The organism is Agrobacterium tumefaciens (assembly GCF_013318015.2).
Classification (GTDB): domain Bacteria; phylum Pseudomonadota; class Alphaproteobacteria; order Rhizobiales; family Rhizobiaceae; genus Agrobacterium; species Agrobacterium tumefaciens.
Genome location: NZ_CP115841.1, coordinates 1,553,055 through 1,571,253, shown reverse-complemented (window position 1 = coordinate 1,571,253; position 18,199 = coordinate 1,553,055). Strand labels below are relative to the sequence as shown.

13 protein-coding genes are annotated in these 18,199 nt (G+C 57.7%); 11 read left to right on the top strand and 2 right to left on the bottom strand.

Annotated features, from left to right (window positions below; translation table 11 throughout):
- The first annotated feature begins 63 nt into the window (after window positions 1–63).
- The 7 genes from rplK to rpoC all read left to right on the top strand — a co-directional run bounded on the left by rplK (window position 64) and on the right by rpoC (window position 11,290).
- The gene (gene rplK, locus G6L97_RS07875; RefSeq protein WP_003519352.1) at window positions 64–495 is read left to right on the top strand and encodes a 50S ribosomal protein L11; all 432 of its coding nucleotides are present in this window, start codon (window positions 64–66) and stop codon (window positions 493–495) included.
- A 2-nt stretch (window positions 496–497) separates the two neighbouring features.
- Window positions 498–1,193 carry a 50S ribosomal protein L1 gene (rplA, locus tag G6L97_RS07870; RefSeq protein ID WP_003519350.1) on the top strand — a complete coding sequence of 232 codons (696 nt, stop codon included), beginning with the start codon at window positions 498–500 and terminating at the stop codon, window positions 1,191–1,193.
- A gap of 357 nt (window positions 1,194–1,550) precedes the next feature.
- A complete protein-coding gene (gene rplJ, locus G6L97_RS07865; protein WP_003519348.1) occupies window positions 1,551–2,069 on the top strand; it encodes a 50S ribosomal protein L10 in 519 nt (172 codons plus the stop codon).
- Window positions 2,070–2,128: 59 nt separating this feature from the next.
- On the top strand, window positions 2,129–2,506 hold the full coding sequence (gene rplL, locus G6L97_RS07860) for a 50S ribosomal protein L7/L12 (protein WP_003519347.1): 378 nt from the start codon (window positions 2,129–2,131) through the stop codon (window positions 2,504–2,506).
- 29 nt (window positions 2,507–2,535) lie between these two features.
- Window positions 2,536–2,703, top strand: a complete 168-nt coding sequence (locus G6L97_RS07855) for a hypothetical protein (protein WP_153793990.1) — start codon at window positions 2,536–2,538, stop codon at window positions 2,701–2,703.
- 64 nt (window positions 2,704–2,767) lie between these two features.
- Window positions 2,768–6,904, top strand: a complete 4,137-nt coding sequence (gene rpoB, locus G6L97_RS07850; RefSeq protein ID WP_013636439.1) for a DNA-directed RNA polymerase subunit beta — start codon at window positions 2,768–2,770, stop codon at window positions 6,902–6,904.
- Between the two features lie 180 nt (window positions 6,905–7,084).
- Window positions 7,085–11,290: a DNA-directed RNA polymerase subunit beta' gene (gene rpoC, locus G6L97_RS07845; protein ID WP_003519344.1), complete on the top strand. Its 4,206-nt coding sequence runs from the start codon at window positions 7,085–7,087 to the stop codon at window positions 11,288–11,290.
- A gap of 101 nt (window positions 11,291–11,391) precedes the next feature.
- Here the strand turns inward: rpoC and G6L97_RS07840 are convergent, their stop codons facing one another.
- Window positions 11,392–12,546 (bottom strand): helix-turn-helix transcriptional regulator, encoded by a 1,155-nt coding sequence (locus G6L97_RS07840; RefSeq protein ID WP_162686697.1) that lies wholly within the window; start codon window positions 12,544–12,546, stop codon window positions 11,392–11,394.
- Between the two features lie 233 nt (window positions 12,547–12,779).
- Entirely contained in the window at window positions 12,780–13,073 is a 294-nt protein-coding gene (locus G6L97_RS07835; protein WP_003519341.1) for a hypothetical protein, read from the bottom strand.
- A gap of 530 nt (window positions 13,074–13,603) precedes the next feature.
- Between G6L97_RS07835 and rpsL the strand changes: the two genes are divergently transcribed.
- The 4 genes from rpsL to tuf all read left to right on the top strand — a co-directional run bounded on the left by rpsL (window position 13,604) and on the right by tuf (window position 17,899).
- Window positions 13,604–13,975: a 30S ribosomal protein S12 gene (gene rpsL, locus G6L97_RS07830; protein WP_003507760.1), complete on the top strand. Its 372-nt coding sequence runs from the start codon at window positions 13,604–13,606 to the stop codon at window positions 13,973–13,975.
- Window positions 13,976–14,052: 77 nt separating this feature from the next.
- The gene (gene rpsG / locus G6L97_RS07825; protein ID WP_003507761.1) at window positions 14,053–14,523 is read left to right on the top strand and encodes a 30S ribosomal protein S7; all 471 of its coding nucleotides are present in this window, start codon (window positions 14,053–14,055) and stop codon (window positions 14,521–14,523) included.
- A 34-nt stretch (window positions 14,524–14,557) separates the two neighbouring features.
- Window positions 14,558–16,657: an elongation factor G gene (fusA, locus tag G6L97_RS07820; protein WP_111784159.1), complete on the top strand. Its 2,100-nt coding sequence runs from the start codon at window positions 14,558–14,560 to the stop codon at window positions 16,655–16,657.
- Between the two features lie 66 nt (window positions 16,658–16,723).
- Window positions 16,724–17,899 (top strand): elongation factor Tu, encoded by a 1,176-nt coding sequence (gene tuf, locus G6L97_RS07815; RefSeq protein WP_013636434.1) that lies wholly within the window; start codon window positions 16,724–16,726, stop codon window positions 17,897–17,899.
- The last annotated feature ends 300 nt before the right edge of the window (window positions 17,900–18,199 follow it).

The following is an 18,199-nucleotide window of genomic DNA, read 5'->3' as shown; positions in this document are numbered from 1 at the left end:
CCGCCGGAGCGATCCGGCTAGAGAGAAGCCGGGAAACCGGTTTGAATTGAAAGGCAGAGAGATATGGCTAAGAAAGTTATGGGCCAGCTCAAGCTGCAGGTGAAGGCAGGGTCGGCCAATCCGTCCCCGCCGATCGGTCCTGCACTTGGTCAGCGCGGCATCAACATCATGGAATTCTGCAAGGCGTTCAATGCCGCCACGCAGGAAATGGAAAAGGGTATGCCGATTCCGGTCGTCATCACCTATTACCAGGACAAGTCCTTCACCTTCGTCATGAAGCAGCCGCCGATGACCTATTGGCTGAAGAAGGAAGCAAAGATCACCTCCGGCTCCAAGACGCCTGGCAAGGGCGCCAAGGTTGGCTCCATCACCAAGGCTCAGGTCAAGACGATCGCTGAAGCCAAGATGAAGGATCTGAATGCTGCCGATATCGAAGGCGCAATGGCAATGGTTGAGGGCTCTGCCCGCGCCATGGGCCTGGAAGTAGTAGGTTGATCATGGCCAAGGTAGCAAAGCGTATTCAGAAGATCCGCGAAGGTGTGGATCCTAACAAGCTCTACGTTCTCACCGACGCCATTTCGATGGTCAAGGAACGTGCAGTCGCCAAGTTCGACGAAACCGTTGAAGTTTCGATGAACCTCGGCGTTGACCCGCGCCATGCGGACCAGATGGTTCGCGGCGTTGTCAACCTGCCGAACGGCACGGGCCGTGACGTTCGCGTCGCCGTTTTTGCACGTGGCGCCAAGGCTGATGAAGCCACGGCTGCTGGTGCTGACGTTGTTGGCGCAGAAGAGCTGGTTGAAATCGTTCAGGGCGGCAAGATCGACTTCGATCGTTGCATCGCGACCCCGGACATGATGCCGCTCGTCGGCCGTCTCGGCAAGGTACTCGGCCCGCGTGGCATGATGCCGAACCCGAAGGTCGGTACGGTGACGATGGATGTTGCCGGCGCCGTCAAGGCGTCCAAGGGCGGCGCTGTTGAGTTCCGCGTCGAAAAGGCCGGTATCGTACACGCTGGTATTGGCAAGGCTTCGTTCGACGCCAAGGCTCTTGAAGAAAACATCAAGGCTTTCGCCGATGCGGTCATCAAGGCAAAGCCGACGGGTGCCAAGGGCAACTACGTCAAGCGCGTTGCCATCTCCTCGACCATGGGTCCGGGCGTCAAGATCGAACCTTCGTCGGTTACGGCTTAATCAATTCTCGTGCTTCCCTGTCGGGGAGCGTGATTAAAAGAATTTCCGGCTCTCAGGGAGCCGGAGATTTCCGGGGAAACCCGGAACTCCTGTCCGAGATTGCGGGTGGCCATGTCCTTCGGGGTTTGGCCTTAATCATTCAACCTGCATGAGACGGGTGAGGCTGGATTTGAGGCATCGCAGATGCCTGACTGTCCGGTTCGAACCTGGTGTGCCTGTGCCTGAAGCCGTTTGCGGCGACAGAGCGGGGGACAGGATCCTCGAGCGTCGCTCGGGATCTTTGTAAAAAGGTCCCTTGGGGCAAAGGCAAACCCGACGGGTTCACACTTATGTGGCCCCGTCTACTGGAGACAGACAGTGGAAAGAGCGGAAAAACGCGAATTCGTCACGGAGCTGAACGAAGTCTTCAAGGCTTCCGGTTCGGTTGTCGTGGCCCACTATGCTGGTGTCACCGTTGCGCAAATGAACGACTTCCGTTCGAAAATGCGCGCTGCCGGAGGCACCGTCAAGGTCGCGAAGAACCGCCTGGCCAAGATCGCTCTTCAGGGCACGGAGTCGGAAGGGATGACAGATCTCTTCAAGGGCCAGACGCTGATTGCATACAGCGTCGACCCTATGATTGCTCCGAAAGTCGTCATGGATTTCGCAAAGACCAACGATAAAGTCGTTGTTCTCGGCGGTTCCATGGGCGCAACCACGCTCAACGCCGAAGCAGTCAAGTCGCTTGCGACCCTGCCTTCGCTGGACGAGCTGCGCGCAAAGCTGCTGGGCCTACTCAACGCCCCGGCAACTCGCGTCGCCACGGTTGTCGCAGCACCTGCAAGCCAGCTTGCACGGGTGTTCTCGGCTTACGCCAAGAAGGACGAAGCCGCTTAAGGCGGTTTTTCGCTGTAATTATTCAAACTGGTTCGAACTGAACAAAAGGAACTATCAAAATGGCTGATCTCGCAAAGATCGTTGAAGACCTCTCCACCCTGACCGTTCTGGAAGCTGCAGAACTGTCGAAGCTTCTCGAAGAAAAGTGGGGCGTTTCCGCCGCTGCTCCGGTAGCTGTTGCTGCTGCTGGCGGTGCTGGCGCTGCTGCTGTCGTTGAAGAAGAAAAGACCGAATTCGACGTGATCCTGGTTGACGCTGGCGCCAACAAGATCAACGTCATCAAGGAAGTCCGCGCTATCACGGGTCTCGGCCTGAAGGAAGCTAAGGACCTCGTTGAAGGCGCTCCGAAGGCTGTCAAGGAAGCTGTTTCCAAGGCTGAAGCTGCTGACCTCAAGAAGAAGCTTGAAGACGCTGGCGCCAAGGTCGACGTTAAGTAATCTTGCGATTGCTGGCGGGAAGGGGCTTCATGCCCCTTTCCGTCGTCATCGTTTTAAAACTTATTACCCAAAAGCCGCGTGAAAATGGCTTTTGGGTAATGGGTTCTTCAAGAGAATGGTTCCGAACCGGCTCATCTAGGCAATCCGGCCTGATCGATCCGGGATGTGGAACGAGATTGATGACACCCATTGCTTGACGGGATCGACTGGCCATCGGTTCCCGTCCGTTGCAGGCCCGGATGCAATTTTAAAGGAGCGACGATGGCTCAGACCCTTTCGTTTAACGGTCGCAGGCGCGTACGCAAGTTTTTCGGCAAAATTCCAGAAGTAGCGGAAATGCCGAACCTCATCGAGGTTCAGAAGGCTTCGTATGACCAGTTTCTCATGGTTGACGAGCCCAAGGGTGGCCGTCCCGACGAGGGATTGAATGCCGTATTCAAATCCGTATTCCCGATCACCGATTTTTCCGGCGCATCCATGCTCGAATTCGTATCTTACGAATTCGAAGCGCCGAAGTTTGACGTCGAGGAATGCCGTCAGCGCGATCTGACCTACGCAGCGCCGCTGAAAGTGACGCTGCGCCTCATCGTGTTCGATATCGACGAGGATACAGGCGCGAAGTCCATCAAGGACATCAAGGAACAGTCCGTATACATGGGCGACATGCCGCTCATGACCAATAACGGCACGTTCATCGTCAACGGTACAGAGCGCGTCATCGTTTCGCAGATGCACCGTTCGCCGGGCGTATTCTTTGACCACGACAAGGGCAAGAGCCATTCTTCCGGCAAGCTTCTGTTCGCTGCCCGCGTCATCCCGTATCGCGGTTCCTGGCTCGACATCGAGTTCGACGCCAAGGACATCGTCTATGCGCGTATCGACCGTCGCCGCAAGCTGCCCGTGACCTCGCTCCTGATGGCGCTTGGCATGGATGGTGAAGAAATCCTGTCGACGTTCTACAGCAAGGCTTCCTACGAGCGCTCCGGCGATGGCTGGCGCATTCCGTTCCAGCCTGAAACGCTGAAGAATGCCAAGGTCATCACCGACATGATCGACGCCGACACCGGCGAAGTCGTTGTCGAAGGTGGCAAGAAGCTGACTCCGCGTCTTATCCGCCAGCTCGTCGACAAGGGCCTGAAGGCACTTAAGGCGACTGACGAAGACCTCTATGGCAACTTCCTTGCCGAAGACATCGTCAACTACTCGACGGGTGAGATCTATCTCGAAGCCGGCGACGAAATCGACGAAAAGACGCTTGGCCTCATTCTTCAGTCCGGCTTTGACGAGATTCCGGTTCTCAACATCGACCACGTCAATGTTGGCGCCTATATCCGCAACACGCTGCATGCGGACAAGAACCAGAACCGCCAGGAAGCGCTGTTCGACATCTACCGCGTCATGCGTCCGGGTGAGCCGCCGACCATGGATTCGGCAGAAGCGATGTTCAACTCGCTGTTCTTTGATGCAGAACGTTATGATCTCTCGGCTGTTGGCCGCGTGAAGATGAACATGCGTCTCGACCTCGACGCGGAAGACACCGTGCGCACGCTGCGCAAGGAAGACATCCTCGCTGTCGTCAAGATGCTGGTCGAACTGCGCGACGGCAAGGGCGAAATCGACGACATCGACAACCTCGGCAACCGCCGTGTGCGTTCGGTCGGCGAGCTGATGGAAAACCAGTACCGCCTCGGCCTTCTGCGCATGGAACGTGCGATCAAGGAACGTATGTCCTCGATCGAAATCGACACCGTGATGCCGCAGGACCTGATCAATGCGAAGCCGGCAGCTGCCGCCGTTCGCGAATTCTTCGGTTCCTCGCAGCTGTCGCAGTTCATGGACCAGGTGAACCCGCTTTCGGAAATCACCCACAAGCGCCGTCTTTCGGCTCTTGGACCGGGTGGTCTGACCCGTGAGCGCGCCGGCTTCGAAGTCCGCGACGTTCATCCGACCCACTACGGCCGTATTTGCCCGATCGAAACGCCGGAAGGCCCGAACATCGGTCTGATCAACTCGCTTGCCACCTTTGCCCGCGTCAACAAGTACGGCTTCATCGAAAGCCCGTACCGCAAGATCATCGACGGCAAGGTGACGACCGACGTTATCTACCTCTCCGCTATGGAAGAGGCCAAGTACTACGTCGCACAGGCCAATGCCGAGCTCGATGGCGAAGGCGCCTTCACTGAAGAGTTCGTTGTTTGCCGTCACTCGGGCGAAGTTATGCTCGCACCGCGCGACAACATTAACCTGATGGACGTTTCGCCGAAGCAGCTCGTTTCGGTCGCAGCGGCTCTCATTCCGTTCCTGGAAAACGACGACGCCAACCGCGCTCTCATGGGCTCGAACATGCAGCGTCAGGCCGTTCCGCTTCTGCGGGCGGAAGCGCCGTTCGTCGGCACAGGGATGGAACCGATCGTCGCCCGTGACTCCGGCGCTGCCATCGCGGCTCGCCGTGGCGGTGTCGTCGACCAGGTGGATGCGACCCGTATCGTTATCCGCGCTACGGAAGAACTCGATGCCGGCAAGTCGGGCGTCGATATCTACCGTCTGCAGAAGTTCCAGCGTTCGAACCAGAACACCTGCGTCAACCAGCGTCCGCTGGTCGCTGTCGGTGACATCATCTCCAAGGGTGATATCATCGCTGATGGTCCGTCGACCGACCTCGGCGATCTGGCGCTCGGCCGTAACGCGCTCGTCGCGTTCATGCCCTGGAACGGCTACAACTACGAAGACTCGATCCTGATGTCGGAACGTATCGTTTCCGACGACGTGTTCACCTCCATCCACATCGAAGAATTCGAAGTGATGGCGCGTGACACGAAGCTTGGTCCGGAAGAAATCACGCGCGACATTCCGAACGTTTCGGAAGAAGCGCTGAAGAACCTCGACGAAGCCGGTATCGTTTACATCGGTGCGGAAGTTCAGCCGGGCGATATCCTCGTCGGCAAGATCACGCCGAAGGGCGAAAGCCCGATGACGCCGGAAGAAAAGCTTCTGCGCGCCATCTTCGGTGAAAAGGCTTCCGACGTTCGCGACACCTCCATGCGCATGCCTCCGGGCACGTTTGGTACCGTTGTGGAAGTCCGCGTCTTCAACCGTCACGGTGTGGAGAAGGATGAGCGCGCGATGGCAATCGAGCGCGAAGAGATCGAACGTCTGGCAAAGGACCGCGACGACGAACAGGCAATTCTCGACCGTAACGTCTACGGCCGCCTGATCGACATGCTGCGTGGTCACGTTTCCATCGCCGGTCCGAAGGGCTTCAAGAAGGGCGTCGAGCTTTCCAACGCCGTCGTCTCCGAATATCCCCGCTCGCAGTGGTGGATGTTTGCAGTCGAAGACGAGAAGGCCCAGTCCGAACTGGAAGCACTTCGCGGCCAGTACGACGAATCCAAGTCGCGCCTTGAACAGCGCTTCATGGACAAGGTCGAGAAGGTCCAGCGCGGCGATGAAATGCCTCCTGGCGTCATGAAGATGGTCAAGGTCTTCGTCGCTGTGAAGCGCAAGATCCAGCCGGGCGACAAGATGGCCGGCCGTCACGGTAACAAGGGCGTCGTCTCGCGTATCGTTCCTGTCGAGGACATGCCGTTCCTCGAAGACGGCACGCATGTCGACATCTGCTTGAACCCGCTCGGCGTGCCTTCGCGCATGAACGTCGGCCAAATCCTCGAAACCCACCTCGCATGGGCATGCGCAGGTATGGGCAAGAAGATCGGCGAGATGCTCGAAGAGTATCGCAAGACGATGGACATCAGCGAGCTTCGCACGGAGCTTACCGAAATCTATGCGAGTGAATCGCATGACGAGGTAAAGCGCTTCGACGACGAATCGCTGGTCAAGCTTGCCGAAGAAGCCAAGCGCGGTGTTTCCATCGCGACCCCGGTCTTCGACGGTGCGCATGAACCCGACGTTGCCGCGATGCTGAAGAAGGCAGGTCTGCATGAATCCGGTCAGTCCGTTCTCTATGACGGTCGTACCGGCGAGCCGTTCGACCGCAAGGTCACCGTCGGCTACATGTACATGATCAAGCTGAACCACCTTGTTGACGACAAGATCCACGCTCGCTCGATCGGTCCTTACTCGCTCGTTACCCAGCAGCCGCTGGGCGGCAAGGCGCAGTTCGGCGGACAGCGCTTCGGGGAAATGGAAGTCTGGGCTCTGGAAGCATACGGCGCGGCTTACACGCTGCAGGAAATGCTCACCGTCAAGTCGGACGACGTGGCGGGCCGCACCAAGGTCTACGAGGCGATCGTCCGTGGCGACGATACCTTTGAGGCCGGTATCCCCGAGAGCTTCAACGTTCTCGTCAAGGAAATGCGGTCGCTCGGTCTTTCGGTCGAACTGGAGAACTCGAAGGTCGAGACCCAGCCCGAGGATCAGCTGCCCGACGCAGCGGAATAAAGATGAGAGAGGCGGGCGCCGTTTTGGCGCCTGCCGTTTCCCCGGCGACCAATGGTTGCCGCGGGACACTTTCGCCGCATTGTGCGGTTAATCCGTATTTAAAGCTCTGGACGGTGACCCGGGAAGAAGCCGGTCCAGATGCAAACAGGGGCAGCAGCTAGCCTCTCAAGGAGACAAGGCATGAACCAAGAGGTCATGAATCTTTTCAATCCTCAGGTGCCTGCGCAGCATTTCGATTCCATCCGGATTTCGATCGCTTCGCCGGAAAAAATCCTGTCGTGGTCCTACGGCGAGATCAAGAAGCCGGAAACCATCAACTATCGTACGTTCAAGCCGGAACGCGATGGTCTCTTCTGCGCGCGCATTTTCGGACCTATCAAGGACTACGAATGCCTGTGCGGCAAGTACAAGCGCATGAAGTACAAGGGCATCATCTGTGAAAAGTGCGGCGTTGAAGTTACGCTGTCGCGCGTTCGCCGTGAGCGCATGGGCCATATCGAGCTCGCAGCGCCCGTTGCCCATATCTGGTTCCTGAAGTCGCTTCCCTCGCGTATCTCGACCTTGCTCGACATGACGCTGAAGGATGTCGAACGCGTTCTCTATTTCGAGAACTACATCGTCACCGAACCCGGCCTCACCTCGATGAAGCAGAACCAGCTTCTGTCCGAGGAAGAGTACATGATCGCCGTTGACGAGTTCGGCGAAGACCAGTTCACCGCCATGATCGGCGCTGAAGCCATCTACGAGATGCTGGCTTCGATGAACCTCGAAAAGATCGCCGGTGACCTGCGTGCCGAGCTTGCCGAGACCACCTCGGATCTCAAGCAGAAGAAGTTCATGAAGCGTCTCAAGATCGTTGAGAACTTCATGGAATCCGGCAATCGTCCGGAATGGATGATCATGAAGGTCGTTCCGGTTATTCCGCCGGACCTTCGTCCGCTGGTTCCGCTGGATGGTGGCCGTTTCGCGACGTCCGACCTCAACGATCTCTATCGCCGCGTCATCAACCGTAACAACCGTCTGAAGCGCCTGATCGAGCTCCGCGCGCCTGGTATCATCATCCGCAACGAAAAGCGTATGTTGCAGGAATCCGTCGATGCGCTGTTCGATAACGGCCGTCGCGGTCGCGTCATCACGGGTGCGAACAAGCGTCCGCTGAAGTCGCTTTCCGACATGCTCAAGGGCAAGCAGGGCCGCTTCCGCCAGAACCTTCTCGGCAAGCGCGTCGACTATTCAGGCCGTTCGGTCATCGTGACCGGTCCGGAGCTGAAGCTGCACCAGTGCGGCCTGCCGAAGAAGATGGCGCTCGAGCTGTTCAAGCCGTTCATCTATGCCCGCCTCGACGCCAAGGGTTACTCCTCGACCGTCAAGCAGGCCAAGAAGCTGGTTGAAAAGGAAAAGCCTGAAGTTTGGGATATCCTCGACGAGGTTATCCGCGAGCATCCGGTCCTTCTGAACCGCGCACCGACGCTTCACCGTCTGGGTATCCAGGCCTTCGAACCCATGCTGGTTGAAGGCAAGGCCATTCAGCTGCATCCGCTCGTCTGCACGGCTTTCAACGCCGACTTCGACGGCGACCAGATGGCCGTTCACGTGCCGCTGTCGCTCGAAGCCCAGCTCGAAGCCCGCGTGCTGATGATGTCGACCAACAACATCCTGCATCCGGCAAACGGCCATCCGATCATCGTTCCTTCGCAGGACATGGTTCTCGGCCTGTATTACCTGTCGATCATGAACCAGAACGAGCCCGGCGAAGGCATGGCCTTCTCGGACATTGGCGAATTGCATCACGCGCTTGAAAACAAGGTCGTGACGCTGCATGCCAAGATCCGTGGTCGTTTCAAGACCGTGGATGCTGACGGCAAGCCGGTTTCCAAAATCCATGAAACGACGCCTGGCCGTATGCTGATCGGCGAACTTCTGCCGAAGAACGTCAACGTGCCGTTCGACGTCTGCAACCAGGAAATGACCAAGAAGAACATCTCCAAGATGATCGACACGGTCTACCGTCATTGCGGCCAGAAAGACACGGTCATCTTCTGCGACCGGATCATGCAGCTCGGCTTTGCTCACGCTTGCCGCGCCGGTATTTCGTTCGGCAAGGACGACATGGTCATTCCGGACAGCAAGGTTAAGATCGTCGGTGACACCGAAGCCTTGGTGAAGGAATACGAACAGCAGTATAACGACGGTCTCATCACCCAGGGCGAAAAGTACAACAAGGTTGTCGACGCCTGGGGTAAGGCAACCGAAAAGGTCGCCGAAGAAATGATGGCGCGCATCAAGGCTGTGGAATTCGACCCGGAAACGGGCCGCCAGAAGCCGATGAACTCCATCTACATGATGAGCCATTCGGGCGCCCGCGGTTCACCGAACCAGATGCGTCAGCTGGGCGGCATGCGCGGCCTGATGGCCAAGCCCTCGGGCGAAATCATCGAGACGCCGATCATCTCGAACTTCAAGGAAGGCCTGACCGTTAACGAGTACTTCAACTCGACCCACGGTGCCCGTAAGGGTCTTGCAGACACCGCCTTGAAGACGGCGAACTCGGGTTACCTTACCCGCCGTCTCGTCGACGTGGCACAGGATTGCATCGTCAACTCCGTGGATTGCGGCACCGACAAGGGCCTCACCATGACCGCCATCGTTGATGCCGGTCAGGTCGTTGCCTCGCTCGGCGCACGTATCCTCGGCCGTACGGCTCTTGATGACATCGACAATCCGGTAACTGGCGAAAACATCGTCAAGGCCAGAACGTTGATCGACGAAGCCGACGTTGCAATCATCGAGAAGGCTGGCATCCAGTCCGTCCGTATCCGCTCGGCACTGACCTGCGAAGTGCAGGTCGGCGTTTGCGGCGTCTGCTACGGTCGTGACCTTGCTCGCGGTACTCCGGTCAACATGGGCGAAGCCGTTGGCGTCATCGCCGCACAGTCGATCGGTGAACCGGGCACGCAGCTCACCATGCGTACCTTCCACCTTGGCGGTACGGCAAACGTGGTCGACCAGTCGTTCCTGGAAGCTTCGTACGAAGGCACGATCCAGATCAAGAACCGCAACATCCTGCGGAACTCCGATGGCGTTCTCATCGCAATGGGCCGTAACATGTCGGTCACCATTCTCGATGAGCGCGGCGTGGAACGTTCCTCGCAGCGTGTCGCTTATGGTTCGAAGATCTTCGTTGATGACGGCGACAAGGTAAAACGCGGCCAGCGTCTTGCAGAGTGGGACCCCTACACCCGTCCGATGATGACGGAAGTGGAAGGTACCGTTCACTTCGAGGACCTCGTCGACGGTCTTTCCGTTCTGGAAGCCACCGACGAATCCACCGGCATCACCAAGCGTCAGGTCATTGACTGGCGTTCGACGCCGCGCGGTTCGGACCTCAAGCCCGCGATCATCATCAAGGATGCTTCCGGCGCTGTCGCAAAGCTTAGCCGCGGTGGCGAAGCCCGCTTCCACCTCTCCGTGGACGCGATCCTGTCGGTTGAGCCTGGTTCGAAGGTCTTCCAGGGTGACGTGCTTGCACGTTCGCCGCTGGAAAGCGCCAAGACCAAGGACATCACCGGTGGTCTGCCGCGCGTTGCCGAACTGTTCGAAGCACGTCGTCCGAAGGATCATGCTGTCATCGCTGAGATCGATGGTACGATCCGCCTCGGTCGCGACTACAAGAACAAGCGTCGCGTGATGATCGAGCCTGCGGAAGATGGCGTCGAGCCGGTCGAATACCTGATCCCGAAGGGCAAGCCCTTCCATCTTCAGGAAGGCGACTACATCGAGAAGGGCGAATACATTCTCGACGGCAATCCGGCACCGCACGACATTCTGGCAATCAAGGGCGTAGAGGCTTTGGCTTCCTACCTCGTGAACGAAATCCAGGAAGTCTACCGACTGCAGGGCGTTGTGATCAACGACAAGCACATCGAGGTGATCGTTCGCCAGATGCTGCAGAAGGTCGAGATCACCGATGCGGGCGACAGCCACTACATCGTTGGCGACAATGTCGATCGTATCGAGCTTGACGACAACAACGACCGCCTGATCGAAGAAGGCAAGAAGCCCGCTTATGGCGATCCGGTTCTTCTCGGTATCACCAAGGCATCGCTGCAGACGCCGTCCTTCATCTCGGCCGCATCGTTCCAGGAAACCACCAAGGTTCTCACGGAAGCTGCGATCGCCGGCAAGACGGATACGCTGCAGGGCCTCAAGGAAAACGTCATCGTCGGCCGCCTCATCCCGGCCGGTACCGGCGGCACCATGACGCAGATCCGCCGCATCGCCACCTCGCGCGACGACCTCATTCTCGAGGAACGCCGCAAGGGTACGGGTGCAGGCTCTGCAACACAGATGCTGCAGGACATGACGGATCCGGCTCCGGCCGAATAAGGTCTGCTCAAGGGCAGGGGCTTTACGAAGCCACGCCAAAGTTCAGTAAAAAAACGCCCGGAGCAATCCGGGCGTTTTTTTGTTTTGGTCGGGTTAGAAGGTCAGATCTGGTCCTTCATATGGCCAGTCCCGTCTCGGGGTCTTTCCTGCTCACCGATGGTGTAGCGCGTCAAAACGGAAAGCCGGCGAACGAGATCGGTCTGGCCCGTACTGCCGGTCTTTGCATAGATAGACTTGGCGTTGCTGCGAACCGTTTCGTGCGAGATCTGAAGTTGCTTTGCCACGGAGGGAAGTGAAAGACCCTTCAGGATTTCCAGCGCGACACGGGCCTCGCCCTTGGTGAGATCGTATAACCCCTTCAGAAGCGGCGTGACGTCGGCAACGGTGTCCGATGGTTGCGATATCAGCACGATGGCGCTGCCGTTAGGGGATAAATCCAGCGCGTCCTTGCGCAGCGGTATGACGTGAAGGATGCACACCCTGTCTTCGCTTGTCGGCAGGGGTAGGGAACTGACACTGCCGCCGGCTAGCGCCTTGTAGAGCAGCCGGTTTATTCTCTCGTCCAAGATCAAGATCCTGTCGCGGGCGCGGGTGGAAATACACTTTTTGGTCGCCTCGAACAGGTTGTTTGTGGAAAGAACGCGTCCGCTTGCCTGGAGCACCGCCGCCGGCGCACCGATGGCGTTGAGGCCGAGCGTGATGGCATCTGCTTTCTGGCGTTGCAGCCCTGTTGCGAGGGTGAGGCTGCGGGCGATATGCGGCCTCAGCCGGCCAAGTGCCGCCATGGTTTCCGGACCAATGACTCCTCTGTCGAGCTTGCGTTCGAACAGGAGAGTCATTTCGGGATGATCCGGCGGCGCAACCTGCGTTGCCACCCCATATCCCAGTCCACGCGGCATCAGGAAATCGCGCACGATTGGTAGCCCCGCCCATTCGTCAGGGGTAAAGATATCGAAATCATGCACGAAGGAAAATTGGCCCTCGCGGACAGCGCGTGTGAGGCGATCGTTGCGGTGGTTCCAGCCGCCCTTCATGAAGGCTTGCATGAGCTCCTGGAAATTGGGCGGATAGAGCCATGCTTCATCCTCGCCTTTGCCCCAGGTGAGCGCGCCGCCCCAGAAATCGAGCTGTTGGCCGATTGCGGCTATCACGTTCGCCCAGCGATCGGGAAAAAGTGCTGCCTCGTAAATGTCATCTATAATGTCTGCCGAAGATATATTATCCAACCCGCCACCGAAATCATGCGCCGGGATCATTTTAATCTTATGTCTTCGTATATTTCAACGGAAATACAAATAATACTATTATATTTAAAGTATATAATCTATCAGTGACTTAATATATTGAAATTTACCAAGGTCTTTTGCAGGAAAAGGTGGCTGCACACAAGATTTCGGCCTTGGCATCAAGTCCTGGAAGACAACCGCCCTGGTGTGGGCGGGTGCCGTTTTATCGGTGGCGGTGCATTTGTCGCGGTGAGGGCGGTCCCTCAGGCGAAACGGATGATCGCGACTTCGCCCTCGAGGGCGCCCTGATAGGCGGAAGCGTGCGGCTCTTCGTCCGGAACTTCAGTCAGCATGCCGATCTGGTCGAGGTCGGCTTCGATGAAACCCTCCTCCGAAAGCGCGTTTAGCGTTTCGCGTACGGCGGTGTCGTCGTCCGGCGCCCGCAGAATGACGTGGATGTCGATGCCTTCGGAATTGTCGTGTTCGTAAGCCTTGCCGATGACGATGAAGACCATCGGCTCGTCGCGTCCGTTGTCGTTGTCGGGGAGGTTTGTCATGACGCGGTTCCTTGATATGTCGTTGTGGAGTGTGCGGGCCGGACGGAATCGGTCTTGCGCGCGGCGGTGCCAGCTCCGGCCCGCTTGAGGGAATCAATAGACGGATTTTGTGAAAAGCCAAAGGCCGGAGGTCAAAATCGCTGTTGCCGGCTGTGACTTATGTTAGAAGGAGAGGGCAAAGGGCCTGTGCGCAGGCTTTGTGGCCTCGGGTGCCAGCGCAAAATGCGGATTCGCCCTTGACGAAAGCTGGCTAAAACAGTAGTACGCCCGCCATCGGAGCCTCTATCTGTGCTGGCCGTTCGGAAACGTTTTTCCCGAACATCATCTCAAATGAAGCTTCATTGCACGTAGAAGACACGAATGTTGCACGCAAGACGCCTCATCCGGCGTCCTCTGCTCTTGGTGGTCCATCCGTGAAAACGGATCGGGCCACGTTTTGCGCATGAGGATATATGCGTGCTTCGTCGCCGGAAACGGCATAGCCGCCACCCGTGAGGGTGGCTAAAGTAGTTTTTGCAAGGGATGGTTATATGCCTACCGTAAACCAGCTGATCCGTAAGCCCCGCCAGGCACAGGTAAAGCGCAACAAGGTTCCTGCACTTCAGGAAAACCCGCAGAAGCGTGGTGTTTGCACCCGCGTTTACACGACGACCCCGAAGAAGCCGAACTCGGCTCTGCGTAAGGTTGCCAAGATCCGCCTCACCAACGGCTTCGAAGTCATCGGCTACATTCCCGGCGAAGGTCACAACCTTCAGGAACACTCCGTGGTCATGATCCGCGGCGGCCGCGTAAAGGACTTGCCGGGTGTGCGTTACCACATCATCCGCGGTGTTCTCGATACCCAAGGCGTCAAGAACCGCAAGCAGCGCCGTTCGAAGTACGGTGCGAAGCGTCCGAAGTAATTTTCGGCAACAACAATCAGGCGCTGCGCGAGGTTCTCCGCGTGGTTTAGCGTCAATAACATTGAGAGACAAAGAATATGTCCCGTCGCCATAGTGCAGAAAAGCGTGAGATCAACCCGGACCCGAAGTTCGGCGATCTGGTCGTCACCAAGTTCATGAATGCCATCATGCTTCACGGCAAGAAGTCCGTCGCGGAAAGCATCGTTTACGGCGCGTTCGACGTCGTTCAGGGCAAGACGAAGCAGGAGCCGCTCGGCGTGTTCCACTCCGCCCTCGACAACGTTGCTCCGCACGTTGAAGTGCGTTCGCGTCGCGTTGGCGGTGCTACGTACCAGGTCCCGGTCGACGTTCGTCCGGAGCGCCGTCAGGCTCTCGCCATCCGCTGGCTGATCACTGCTGCTCGCAAGCGTAACGAAACGACCATGGTCGATCGCCTCTCCGGCGAACTCATGGACGCTGCGAACAACCGCGGTTCCGCCGTCAAGAAGCGTGAAGACACGCACAAGATGGCCGACGCAAACCGCGCATTCTCGCATTACCGCTGGTAATCTTAAACGGTCGCATATCGAAAGGCAGTCCATTATGGCTCGCGAATATAAAATCGAAGACTACCGCAATTTCGGTATCATGGCGCATATCGACGCCGGTAAGACGACGACCACCGAGCGTATTCTTTATTACACCGGTAAGTCGCACAAGATCGGCGAAGTTCATGATGGCGCTGCCACGATGGACTGGATGGAACAGGAGCAGGAACGTGGTATCACCATCACGTCCGCTGCGACCACGACCTTCTGGAAGGGTCGCGATGGCAAGATGCGCCGTTTCAACATCATCGACACCCCCGGCCACGTTGACTTCACCATTGAAGTCGAGCGTTCGCTGCGCGTTCTCGATGGTGCCATCGCTCTTCTCGACGCCAACGCCGGTGTAGAGCCGCAGACGGAAACCGTCTGGCGTCAGGCTGAGAAGTACAACGTTCCGCGTATGATCTTCTGCAACAAGATGGACAAGACCGGTGCTGACTTCTACCGCTCGGTAGAAATGATCAAGTCCCGTCTCGGCGCTACCGCCGTTGTCATGCAGCTGCCGATCGGCGCTGAGACCGAGTTCAAGGGCGTTATCGACCTGATCGAGATGAACGCACTCATCTGGCGCGACGAATCGCTCGGCGCTCAGTGGGACGTCGTCGAAATTCCTGAAGACATGAAGGCCAAGGCTGAAGAATATCGCGAAAAGCTGATCGAGACCGTTGTCGAGATCGACGAAGAAGCGATGGAAGACTACCTGAACGGCATCATGCCCGACAACGAGAAGATCCGTTCGCTCGTTCGCCGCGGCACCATCGACGTGAAGTTCCACCCGATGTTCTGCGGTACCGCGTTCAAGAACAAGGGCGTTCAGCCGCTTCTCGACGCCGTCGTCGACTACCTGCCTTCGCCGCTGGACATTCCCGCGATCAAGGGCATCGACTTCAAGACCGAAGCCGAAATCGAGCGTCATGCCGATGACAGCGAGCCGCTTTCCATGCTCGCGTTCAAGATCATGAACGACCCCTTCGTCGGTTCGCTGACCTTCGCCCGCATCTACTCCGGCAAGCTCGAAAAGGGCACGTCGGTCATCAACACGGTCAAGGACAAGCGCGAGCGCGTCGGCCGTATGCTGCAGATGCATTCCAACAGCCGTGAAGACATCGAAGAAGCCTTCGCCGGCGACATCGTTGCTCTGGCTGGCCTCAAGGAAACCACCACTGGCGATACGCTCTGCGATCCGCTGAAGCCGGTTATCCTCGAGCGCATGGAATTCCCCGAGCCGGTCATCCAGATCGCCATCGAGCCGAAGACCAAGGGCGACCAGGAAAAGATGGGCCTGGCGCTCAACCGCCTGGCTGCTGAAGACCCTTCGTTCCGCGTCAAGACGGATGAAGAATCCGGTCAGACGATCATCGCAGGCATGGGCGAACTTCACCTCGACATCCTCGTTGACCGTATGCGTCGCGAGTTCAAGGTTGAAGCAACCGTCGGTGCTCCGCAGGTTGCCTACCGCGAAACCATCACGCGTCAGCACGAAGAAGACTACACGCACAAGAAGCAGTCCGGTGGTACCGGTCAGTTTGCTCGCGTGAAGATCATCTTCGAACCGAACCCTGAAGGCGAAGAATTCAAGTTCGAATCCAAGATCGTCGGCGGTGCTGTTCCGAAGGAATACATCCCGGGCGTTCAGAAGGGTATCGAAAGCGTTCTGTCTTCCGGTCCGCTCGCTGGCTTCCCGATGCTGGGCGTCAAGGCGACCCTGATCGACGGCGCATACCACGATGTCGACTCCTCGGTTCTGGCGTTCGAAATCGCATCGCGTGCCTGCTTCCGTGAAGCAGCAAAGAAGGCTGGTGCACAGCTTCTCGAGCCGATGATGAAGGTCGAAGTCGTCACCCCTGAAGATTACGTCGGTGACGTGATCGGCGATCTGAACTCGCGTCGCGGTCAGATCCAGGGTCAGGAATCGCGTGGCATCACCATCGTGATCAGCGCACACGTTCCGCTCGCGAACATGTTCAAGTACGTCGACAACCTGCGCTCCATGTCGCAGGGCCGCGCGCAGTACTCGATGACGTTCGATCACTATTCGCCGGTTCCGTCGAACGTGGCGCAGGAAATCCAGGCAAAGTACTCCGGTCAGAAGTGATCGGGGTGCGCCCCATCAGAGATTTGAAGATTATTCCCCTCAAGGGACAAGAATGGAGAGCCACTAATGGCAAAGAGCAAGTTTGAGCGCAATAAGCCGCACGTCAACATTGGCACGATCGGTCACGTCGACCACGGCAAGACGTCGTTGACTGCTGCGATCACGAAGTATTTCGGCGAGTTCAAGGCGTACGACCAGATCGACGCTGCTCCTGAAGAAAAGGCTCGCGGCATCACGATCTCGACGGCGCACGTCGAGTACGAAACGCCGAACCGTCACTACGCACACGTCGACTGCCCCGGCCACGCCGACTACGTGAAGAACATGATCACCGGTGCTGCCCAGATGGACGGCGCGATCCTGGTTTGCTCTGCAGCTGACGGCCCGATGCCGCAGACGCGCGAGCACATCCTGCTTGCTCGCCAGGTTGGCGTTCCGGCGATCGTCGTGTTCCTCAACAAGGTCGACCAGGTTGACGACGCCGAGCTTCTCGAGCTCGTCGAATTGGAAGTTCGCGAACTTCTGTCGTCCTACGACTTCCCGGGCGACGATATCCCGATCGTCAAGGGTTCGGCACTTGCTGCTCTTGAAGATTCCGACAAGAAGATCGGTGAAGATGCAATCCGCGAGCTGATGGCTGCTGTTGACGCCTACATCCCGACGCCTGAGCGTCCGATCGACCAGCCGTTCCTGATGCCGATCGAAGACGTGTTCTCGATCTCTGGCCGTGGTACGGTTGTGACGGGTCGCGTTGAGCGCGGTATCGTCAAGGTTGGTGAAGAAGTCGAAATCGTCGGCATTCGTCCGACGTCGAAGACGACGGTTACCGGCGTTGAAATGTTCCGCAAGCTGCTCGACCAGGGCCAGGCTGGCGACAACATCGGTGCTCTGGTTCGCGGCGTTACCCGTGACGGCGTTGAGCGTGGCCAGATCCTGTGCAAGCCGGGTTCGGTCAAGCCGCACAAGAAGTTCATGGCAGAAGCCTACATCCTGACGAAGGAAGAAGGCGGCCGTCATACGCCGTTCTTCACGAACTACCGTCCGCAGTTCTACTTCCGTACGACTGACGTTACCGGTATCGTTTCGCTTCCAGAAGGCACGGAAATGGTTATGCCTGGCGACAACGTCACTGTTGAAGTCGAGCTGATCGTTCCGATCGCGATGGAAGAAAAGCTGCGCTTCGCTATCCGCGAAGGCGGCCGTACCGTCGGCGCCGGCATCGTCGCTTCTATCGTCGAGTAATTTCACGACGTTGAAATTCAGACCGGCGGCGGTGTTACCCACACCGCCGCCGGGCTTTTAGTAAAAAAGCCTGGCGGCGTTGCATTTTTAGTGCTTGAAAAATTCGGTGAAAGCGCGTAAACGCGCATTCACACTCACCCGCTGGATTCGCAAGCAATTGCGGAGCGCGGTGTTTTAGCAATACAGACTACTGAAATGATTGGGGTGCGACGCGCATCCCTCTCGATTTTTGAAAATCTGCGGCGCCACGATCAATAGAAGTTCATGTGTTTCCGCGTGCGGAAACGAATAACAAAGAAC

Bases quoted from the DNA above. Each gene is read 5' to 3' on its own strand.
- rplK (WP_003519352.1), top strand. From the start codon at position 64: ATGGCTAAGAAAGTTATGGGCCAGCTCAAGCTGCAGGTGAAGGCAGGG.
- rplA (WP_003519350.1), top strand. From the start codon at position 498: ATGGCCAAGGTAGCAAAGCGTATTCAGAAGATCCGCGAAGGTGTGGAT.
- rplL (WP_003519347.1), top strand. From the start codon at position 2,129: ATGGCTGATCTCGCAAAGATCGTTGAAGACCTCTCCACCCTGACCGTT.
- G6L97_RS07855 (WP_153793990.1), top strand. From the start codon at position 2,536: ATGCCCCTTTCCGTCGTCATCGTTTTAAAACTTATTACCCAAAAGCCG.
- rpoB (WP_013636439.1), top strand. From the start codon at position 2,768: ATGGCTCAGACCCTTTCGTTTAACGGTCGCAGGCGCGTACGCAAGTTT.
- rpoC (WP_003519344.1), top strand. From the start codon at position 7,085: ATGAACCAAGAGGTCATGAATCTTTTCAATCCTCAGGTGCCTGCGCAG.
- G6L97_RS07840 (WP_162686697.1), bottom strand. From the start codon at position 12,546: ATGATCCCGGCGCATGATTTCGGTGGCGGGTTGGATAATATATCTTCG.
- G6L97_RS07835 (WP_003519341.1), bottom strand. From the start codon at position 13,073: ATGACAAACCTCCCCGACAACGACAACGGACGCGACGAGCCGATGGTC.
- rpsL (WP_003507760.1), top strand. From the start codon at position 13,604: ATGCCTACCGTAAACCAGCTGATCCGTAAGCCCCGCCAGGCACAGGTA.
- rpsG (WP_003507761.1), top strand. From the start codon at position 14,053: ATGTCCCGTCGCCATAGTGCAGAAAAGCGTGAGATCAACCCGGACCCG.
- fusA (WP_111784159.1), top strand. From the start codon at position 14,558: ATGGCTCGCGAATATAAAATCGAAGACTACCGCAATTTCGGTATCATG.
- tuf (WP_013636434.1), top strand. From the start codon at position 16,724: ATGGCAAAGAGCAAGTTTGAGCGCAATAAGCCGCACGTCAACATTGGC.